This is a genomic window from Streptomyces sp. NPDC055400, from assembly GCF_053644375.1.
This window is the reverse complement of record NZ_JBSHLM010000024.1, coordinates 74,721-81,836: the sequence shown is the minus strand read 5'-3', so window position 1 is coordinate 81,836 and position 7,116 is coordinate 74,721. Positions and strand designations below refer to the sequence as shown.

Genomic DNA, 7,116 nt, shown 5'->3' with positions numbered 1-7,116 from the left:
TCGCGGTCAACAAGGACGCCGAAGCCCCCATCTTCGACCTCGTCGACTACGGCGTCGTCGGCGACCTCTTCGACGTCGTCCCCCAACTCACCGAGGAAATCAACACCCGCAAGGGCTGAGCTTCTCCGGGCCGGTAACGGGGCCGCGTGGTGATCTTCACCGCGCGGCCCCGTTCGCGTACGAGGGACCATTGACGCAGGTGGCGAGCGCAGATAACTTCGCTATACGGATTGTTGATTCCGTGAAGCGGAAACTCTGGAACGTCGAGAGTGTGGAGGGTGCAGGAATGGGTCAGCAAGAGAAGGTGGCAACGAGCCTCGCCGGTGCGGTCAGCGAGGGCATCAGCGCTTCCCTCGCCCCGGTGGACGCGGAGCTGGAGCGCCGCTACCCCGGAGACCCCGGCACCCGGCAGCCCGTCCACACCGTGTACGTCCCCGGTGAGCAGTTCGACGCCGGCACCCTTCGCGCGTGGGGCGACAAGGCCCTGGCGATGCTCGACGAACACGCCCCGGACGCCGCCTCCTTCGCCGCCGTTCTCGGTCTGGGCGACGACCTCGCCGAGGCAGTCCACTCGCGCGTACGCGCCAAGCTGGAGCGCGAGCCGGTCGAAGACCTGCGCGTCGACTTCGAGGACGGCTACAAGGGCGCCGACGAGGACCAGGACGCCGCCCGCGCGGCCCGGCTGGTCGCCGAGGCGTACAAGAACGGCACCGCCGCTCCGTACATGGGCATCCGCATGAAGTGCATGGAGGCACCCGTACGCGACCGGGGCATCCGCACCCTCGACATCTTCCTGTCCGGCCTCATGGAGGCGGGCGGCCTCCCCGACGGGCTCGTCCTCACGCTCCCCAAGGTCACCTACCCGGAGCAGGTCACCGCCATGGTCCGGCTTCTGGAGGCGTTCGAGAAGGCGCACGGCCTCGAGGCGGGACGCCTCGGCTTCGAGATCCAGATCGAGACCAGCCAGTCCATCCTCGCCGCCGACGGCACCGCCGCCGTCGCCCGCATGATCGACGCCGCCGAAGGCCGCGCGACCGGACTGCACTACGGCACCTTCGACTACAGCGCCTGCCTCGGCGTCAGCGCCGCCTATCAGGCCAGCGACCATCCGGCCGCCGACTACGCGAAGGCCGTCATGCAGGTGGCCGCCGCCGGAACCGGTGTCCGCGTCTCGGACGGCTCCACCAACGTCCTGCCCGTCGGCACGACCGCGAAGGTCCACGACGCCTGGCGCCTGCACTACGGCCTCACCCGCCGCGCCCTGGCCCGGGCCTACTACCAGGGCTGGGACATGCACCCGGGCCACATCCCGACCCGCTATGCCGCGGTCTTCGCCTTCTACCGCGAGGGCTTCGAGTCGGCCGCCGCGCGCCTCGCCGCCTACGCCGGTCACCACGAGGGCGGCGACGTGGCGGACGAGCCGGCCACCGCCAAGGCGCTCGCCGGCTATCTGCTGCGCGGCCTGGACTGCGGCGCACTCGACACGGGCGAGGTCACCCGGATCACCGGTCTCACCCTGGCCCGCCTCCAGGGATTCGCGGGTCCGCGCCGCGGCGACCTGACCGCGCAGGAACGGTGACGGTCGTCCCGGTCCCGTAACGCGTATCCGGTCCTGTCACCGCTGCCCCGTAGTCTGTACGCCATTGAAACAGGCGTCACAGGGACGGGGCAGCGGCGTCTTCGGGGGATCAGGAAGAGACGGGAGGCGGCCGCCTCATTGCAGGGCGGTACCGGGTACTTGCACAGCTCGGCCGCGGCGGCATGGGCGTCGTGTGGCGCGCGGCCGACGAGGTGCTCGGCCGTGAGGTCGCCCTCAAGGAACTGCGCACCTACTCGGACGCCGCCGGCTCCGAGCTGGCCGACCTCGGCGTGCGGATGCAGCGCGGGGCCCGCGCCGCCGCACGCGTGCGCCACCCCGGAGTCGTCGCCGTGCACGACGTCACCGAGGTCGACGGCCGGCCCTTCATCGTCATGGAACTCGTCGACGGCCCGTCCCTCGACGACGTCCTGCGCGAGCAGGGCCCGCTCGACCCGCGCGAGGCCGCCGCGATCGGCGCCAAGGTCATGGACGCCCTCGCGGCGGCCCACCGCGCCGGGGTCCTGCACCGGGACGTGAAGCCGGGCAACATCCTCCTCGACCGCTCGGGCCGCGTCGTCCTCACGGACTTCGGCATCGCGACGATGGACGACCGGGCGACGGCTCGGCGACCCACCTCACCCGCAGCGGCGAACTCGTAGGCTCCCTCGACTATTTGGCCCCCGAGCGCGCCCAGGGTCAGGACCCCGGTCCGGCATCCGACGTATGGGCCCGATGGGCCACGCGCTCATCCCGGCTGCCGGGAGGGCAGTCGTCAGGCGTGCAAAGTGCGTCAAGCCCGCCACCGCAAGGTAGACGGGAATCTCCTTCCTGAGCGTGCGAAGGGAGGAGAGCACCTCAATGCCAGCAGAATCTGGGCCGCGCGAGACGTACGGGCAGTGGACGAACGTCTGGTGGGCGAAGACGGACGACGACAGCGGCAACAGGAACGTCTTCGTCAGCGACGTCTACATCAAGGGCGGCGACAACGACGCGCCTCTCCCCGGGCTCCCTGTCTGGTGACCGCCCGCCGAGCCCCCTGAGGCCTCAACCGTCAGTCGGCCGGGGGCAGTTCGCCCGAGCCGCGCGTGATCAGCCGGGTCGGCAGCTCGATCCGCTCCGGCGTCACCGACACCCCGTCGAGCTGCCGGAAAAGCCGCTCGGCGGCCGTGCGGCCCAGCTGTGCGGCGTCCTGCGCGACGACGGTCACGCCGGGGCGCAGCAGATCGCCCAGCTCGATGTCGTCGAAGCCGACCAGCGCCACCGGGCGCGTCACCTCCGAAAGGACACGGACGACCGTGACCGTCACACGGTTGTTGCCCGCGAAGATCGCCGTGACCGGCCCGGGCCCCGCGAGCATCTCCTCCGCGGCGCGCCGCACCCGCTCCGGATCGGTCACACCGAGCGACATCCACGCGTCCTCGACGACTATCCCGGCGTCCTCCATCGCGGTCCGGTAGCCGCGCAGACGCTCGGCGGCGGTGTGGATGCGCGGCTGGTCACCGATGAAGCCGATACGGCGGTGGCCGTGCGCGATCAGATGCGCGACGCCGTCACGCGCGCCCCCGAAGCTGTCGGACAGGACCACGTCCGCGTCGATCTTCCCGGCAGGACGGTCGACGAACACGGTCGCGACACCGGCTGCGATCTCGGGCTCCAGGTAGCGGTGGTCGTCACCGGCCGGGATCACCACGAGCCCGTCCACCCGGCGTGCGCAGAGCGCGAGGACGAGTTCCTGCTCGCGCTCCGGGTCCTCGGCGCTCGACCCGTTGATGAGCAGCGCGCCATGGGCGCGGGCGACCTCCTCGACGGCGCGGCTCAGGGGCCCGTAGAACGGGTCGGCCAGGTCCTCGAGCACCAGGCCGATGCTCGCGGTCCTGCCCTTGCGCAGGACGCGCGCGCTGTCGTTGCGGCGGAAGCCCAGGGCCTCGATGGCCTCCTGGACGCGACGCTCGGTGTCGGGGGTGACCCCCGGCTCGCCGTTCACGACGCGGGACACCGTCTTGAGTCCCACCCCGGCGCGCGCCGCGACGTCCTTCATGGTCGGGCGGTTGCCGTAACGGCTGTCGGGGCGGCGGGCGGTGCGGTCCACGGTGGGCTGTCCTGTCCTGTCGTCGCTGCGGTTCCAGGGGGTTCATCATGCTGTATGGGGATGTGGCGTCGAGCATAGGCCCTGGACAACGTTGTCAGATGCGGGAGAGACTATCCATCGCATTCTCCGACCTGCCATTTCACCAGGGGACCTCACACTGATGCAGACCGACCTCGTCGCCGCGCTCGACATCGGCGGCACCAAGATCGCCGGGGCCCTGGTGGACGACCACGGCCGCATCCTGCTGCGCGCGCAGCGGCCGACTCCGGCCAAGGAGGACGGGGACACGGTGATGCGGGCCGTCGAGGACGTGCTGCGCGAGCTGACCGCCGCGCCGCTGTGGGTGCGGGCGCGGGCCGTGGGCATCGGGAGCGCGGGTCCGGTGGACGCCTCCACCGGCACGGTGAGCCCGGTCAACGTGCCGGGCTGGCGCGACTTCCCGCTCGTGGACCGGGTCCGCGCGGTCACCGGTGGCCTGCCCGTCGATCTGGTCGGCGACGGCGTGGCCATGACGGCCGCCGAGCACTGGCAGGGCGCGGCGCAAGGCCATGACAACGCGCTGTGCTTGGTCGTCTCCACCGGCGTCGGCGGCGGCCTGATCCTCGGCGGCAAGCTGCACCCGGGCCCCACGGGCAACGCGGGCCACATCGGCCACATCAGCGTGGATCTGGACGGGGACGCGTGTCCGTGCGGGGCGCGCGGCTGCGTGGAGCGGATCGCGAGCGGGCCGAACATCGCGCGCCGCGCGCTGGACAGCGGCTGGCGTCCCGGCGCGGACGGCGACGTGTCGGCCGCGGCGGTGGCGGCGGCCGCGCGCGCGGGCGACAAGATGGCCGTCGCCTCGTTCGAACGGGCCGCCCAGGCGCTGGCCGCGGGCATCGCCGCGACGGCCACGCTCGTGGAGATCGACATCGCGGTGATCGGCGGGGGAGTGGCGAAGGCGGGAGAAGTCCTCTTCGCGCCCCTGCGCCGCTCGCTGCGTGACTACGCGACGCTGTCGTTCGTGCAGCGCCTCACGGTGGCCCCGGCCCGCATGGGCACGGACGCGGGTCTCGTCGGAGCGGCAGCGGCTGCGCTCACGCGCGACCGGGACGTGTCGACACTCTGACGCGTCACCTGAGTTCGCAGACGCGTCACCTGAGTTCGAGGACGCGTCACCTGAGTTCGAAGGGGCGGTGTCGGGGCTGGAAGCTCTGCCCCGACGCCGCCCCCTGACGCGTCAGCAGGACAGCGTCGCGTCCCCCCAGTCCGCGTGGTCGGAGTCCACGCCGTCGCCGGCGTCGGTCACCACGAGGCGTACCGCCTGGGCCCCGCCCACGTCGGCCGACAGCTGCTCCGCCGCGTCCGCGTTGGTGAGGGTGCCGGTCGATGCCACCTTCTTGCCGTCGGCCCAGATCTCGAACGTCACGGTGCCCTTCGTGCCCTTCTCGTCGTCGACGCCCACATTCGCGCTGACGCGCTCGCACGAGCCGCCCGTGTAGTACTCGACGGCGCTGTCCGCGTGCACGCCGAGCCCCTTCGCGTACACGACGCCGCCGATGGTGATCGGATGCCCGTCACCCGCGTCGCTCTCCCCGTTGCTGGTGTTGCGCTCGACGGGCCCCCACCCGTTCGTCGTGGAGAGCCACGGCAGATCGCCGAGTGACGAGGCCCCGGCCGGTGGTGCGACCACCACGTGCGCGGTCAGCGGCAGCGCGCTCTGGGCGCCCACCCCGCCCGGCGAGCGGTACGTGGCCTTGAGGGACAGGTCGTACGCCCCCGTCGCCGTCCCCGCCGGCGCCGTCACGGTCCACGACGTGGTGAGCGCCTTGCCCGTGGTCACGGATCCGGCGCCGGTCGGCGAGGTCGGCCTGACGCTCCACCCTGCGGGCCCGTCCAGGGCGACGGACACCTGGCGTGCGGGTGTGCGGCCGAGGTCGGTGACCGACGTCGTGAGACGGGCGGCCTTGCCCGCCTCGACGAACGGCGCGCCGCTCAGGCCGAGTTCGACGGCGGGCGGGTTCGCGGCCCACTTGTCGTCGGCGGCGACCCGTACCAGTACGGTCCCGTGCGCGGGCACGGTCGCCGAGATGGCCCCGGCCGTGTTGTAGCTCTTGTGCTGCCACAGGTCGCGCAGTGTGTATGCGTCGGCGTCCGGCAGCCCGACAGCCTTCGCCGTCGTGGCGATCCGCTGCGCGCTGCCCGACTCGTTGAACAGGGCGACGGCGCGGCTGCCGTCCTTCATCTCCTTGGCGACGACCCAGCGCCCGCCCTCGGAGGAGAGCACCGTGCCCTGCTTGCCCAGCGGGTCCTGGTCGACCGCGATGACGTCGCGATTGCCGAGGATCTCGAGGGTCTCGGCGGAGGCCTTGCGCAGGTCGGTGCCGATGAGCAGCGGTGAGGCCATGATCGACCACATCGAGAAGTGGGTGCGGTACTCGGTCGCGGTCATGCCGCCGTTGCCGACCTCGAGCATGTCGGGGTCGTTCCAGTGCCCGGGACCCGCGTACTGCGCGAGCGGCAGATTCTGCTTCATCAGGGAGAGCATCGAGCCCCAGCTGTCACTGATGTCACCGGTGGTGCGCCATAGATGGCCGACGTCGGCCGCCCACTCCCAGGGCTTGTTGGAACCCCATTCGCAGAGGCTGTAGACGATGGGCCGGCCCGTGGCCTTCAGGGCGTCACGCATCGTGCGGTAGCGCTGCTTGGCGTCGACGCCCTGGTTGTTGCAGTTGTCGTACTTGAGGTAGTCGACGCCCCAGTCGGCGAACTGCTGGGCGTCGCTGTACTCGTGGCCGAGGCCGCCGGGGAAGCCGATGTCGCTGCACGTCTTGGTGCCCGCGCTCGTGTAGATGCCGAGCTTGAGGCCCTTGGAGTGGACGTAGTCGGCCACGGCCTTGATGCCGCCCGGGAAGCGCACGGGGTCCGGCACGAGCTTGCCGTTCGCGTCGCGCTGCGGCAGGGCCCAGCAGTCGTCGAGGTTGACGTACTGGTAGCCCGCGGCCTTGAGGCCCTTGTCCACGAAGATGTCGGCGATGCCCTTGACCATGGCCTCGTTGAACTCGGCGCGGCAGTGCGTGGAGTTCCAGTTGTTGAAGCCCATGGGAGGGGTCAGCGCGAGCCCGTCGTCGAGCGTGGGCGAGGCCGTCTGGGCGCTCGCGCTCTGCGAGCCGGCCGCACCGGCTTTCGGCGGGTCGGCGACCGCGGCCGGCGCCGTGACGCCCGCGGCACACAGCAGCCCGGTGGCCAACGCTCCGACGACTCTTCGGCGGGTGGTGCGAGAGGTGCGGGTGGGAAGGTGACGCATCGTTACGTTCCTCCGTACTCGCGAAAGGTGGGGTGACGTCATGTTCGCGTCATTGGCGCGCGTTTACGGTAGGCCGTGTTGGACTCTGTTGGAAGAGATGCGGTAACGGTTGCCCGATGTCCCGTCAGAACCCTTGACGATCTCGGGAGTTGGGAGTGGGAT

5 protein-coding genes and 2 pseudogenes are annotated in these 7,116 nt (G+C 71.3%); 5 read left to right on the top strand and 2 right to left on the bottom strand.

Annotated elements, in window-relative coordinates; all coding sequences use genetic code 11:
- From ACWIGU_RS43190 to ACWIGU_RS43175, 4 genes and pseudogenes are all read left to right on the top strand, one after another.
- Positions 1-119: pseudogene (locus tag ACWIGU_RS43190) on the top strand (electron transfer flavoprotein subunit alpha/FixB family protein); the annotation flags it as partial.
- Positions 120-286: 167 nt separating this feature from the next.
- Entirely contained in the window at positions 287-1,579 is a 1,293-nt protein-coding gene (locus tag ACWIGU_RS43185; RefSeq protein WP_454407369.1) for a DUF6986 family protein, read from the top strand.
- 182 nt (positions 1,580-1,761) lie between these two features.
- A pseudogene (locus ACWIGU_RS43180) lies at positions 1,762-2,322 on the top strand (serine/threonine-protein kinase); the annotation flags it as partial.
- A 115-nt stretch (positions 2,323-2,437) separates the two neighbouring features.
- Positions 2,438-2,599, top strand: coding sequence for a hypothetical protein (locus ACWIGU_RS43175; RefSeq protein ID WP_454407368.1), 162 nt, complete (start codon positions 2,438-2,440; stop codon positions 2,597-2,599).
- A gap of 31 nt (positions 2,600-2,630) precedes the next feature.
- On the opposite strand, the gene ACWIGU_RS43170 is transcribed toward ACWIGU_RS43175, so the two are convergent.
- Entirely contained in the window at positions 2,631-3,668 is a 1,038-nt protein-coding gene (locus tag ACWIGU_RS43170; RefSeq protein ID WP_454407367.1) for a LacI family DNA-binding transcriptional regulator, read from the bottom strand.
- A gap of 160 nt (positions 3,669-3,828) precedes the next feature.
- On the opposite strand from ACWIGU_RS43170, the gene ACWIGU_RS43165 reads away from it, so the two are divergent.
- On the top strand, positions 3,829-4,776 hold the full coding sequence (locus ACWIGU_RS43165; protein ID WP_454407366.1) for an ROK family protein: 948 nt from the start codon (positions 3,829-3,831) through the stop codon (positions 4,774-4,776).
- A gap of 111 nt (positions 4,777-4,887) precedes the next feature.
- On the opposite strand, the gene ACWIGU_RS43160 is transcribed toward ACWIGU_RS43165, so the two are convergent.
- Positions 4,888-6,954, bottom strand: coding sequence for an NPCBM/NEW2 domain-containing protein (locus ACWIGU_RS43160; RefSeq protein WP_454407365.1), 2,067 nt, complete (start codon positions 6,952-6,954; stop codon positions 4,888-4,890).
- Between the last annotated feature and the right edge of the window lie 162 nt (positions 6,955-7,116).

Excerpts from the sequence above, each read along its gene's own strand:
- ACWIGU_RS43185 (WP_454407369.1), top strand. The coding sequence starts at position 287 with ATGGGTCAGCAAGAGAAGGTGGCAACGAGCCTCGCCGGTGCGGTCAGC.
- ACWIGU_RS43175 (WP_454407368.1), top strand. The coding sequence starts at position 2,438 with ATGCCAGCAGAATCTGGGCCGCGCGAGACGTACGGGCAGTGGACGAAC.
- ACWIGU_RS43165 (WP_454407366.1), top strand. The coding sequence starts at position 3,829 with ATGCAGACCGACCTCGTCGCCGCGCTCGACATCGGCGGCACCAAGATC.
- ACWIGU_RS43160 (WP_454407365.1), bottom strand. The coding sequence starts at position 6,954 with ATGCGTCACCTTCCCACCCGCACCTCTCGCACCACCCGCCGAAGAGTC.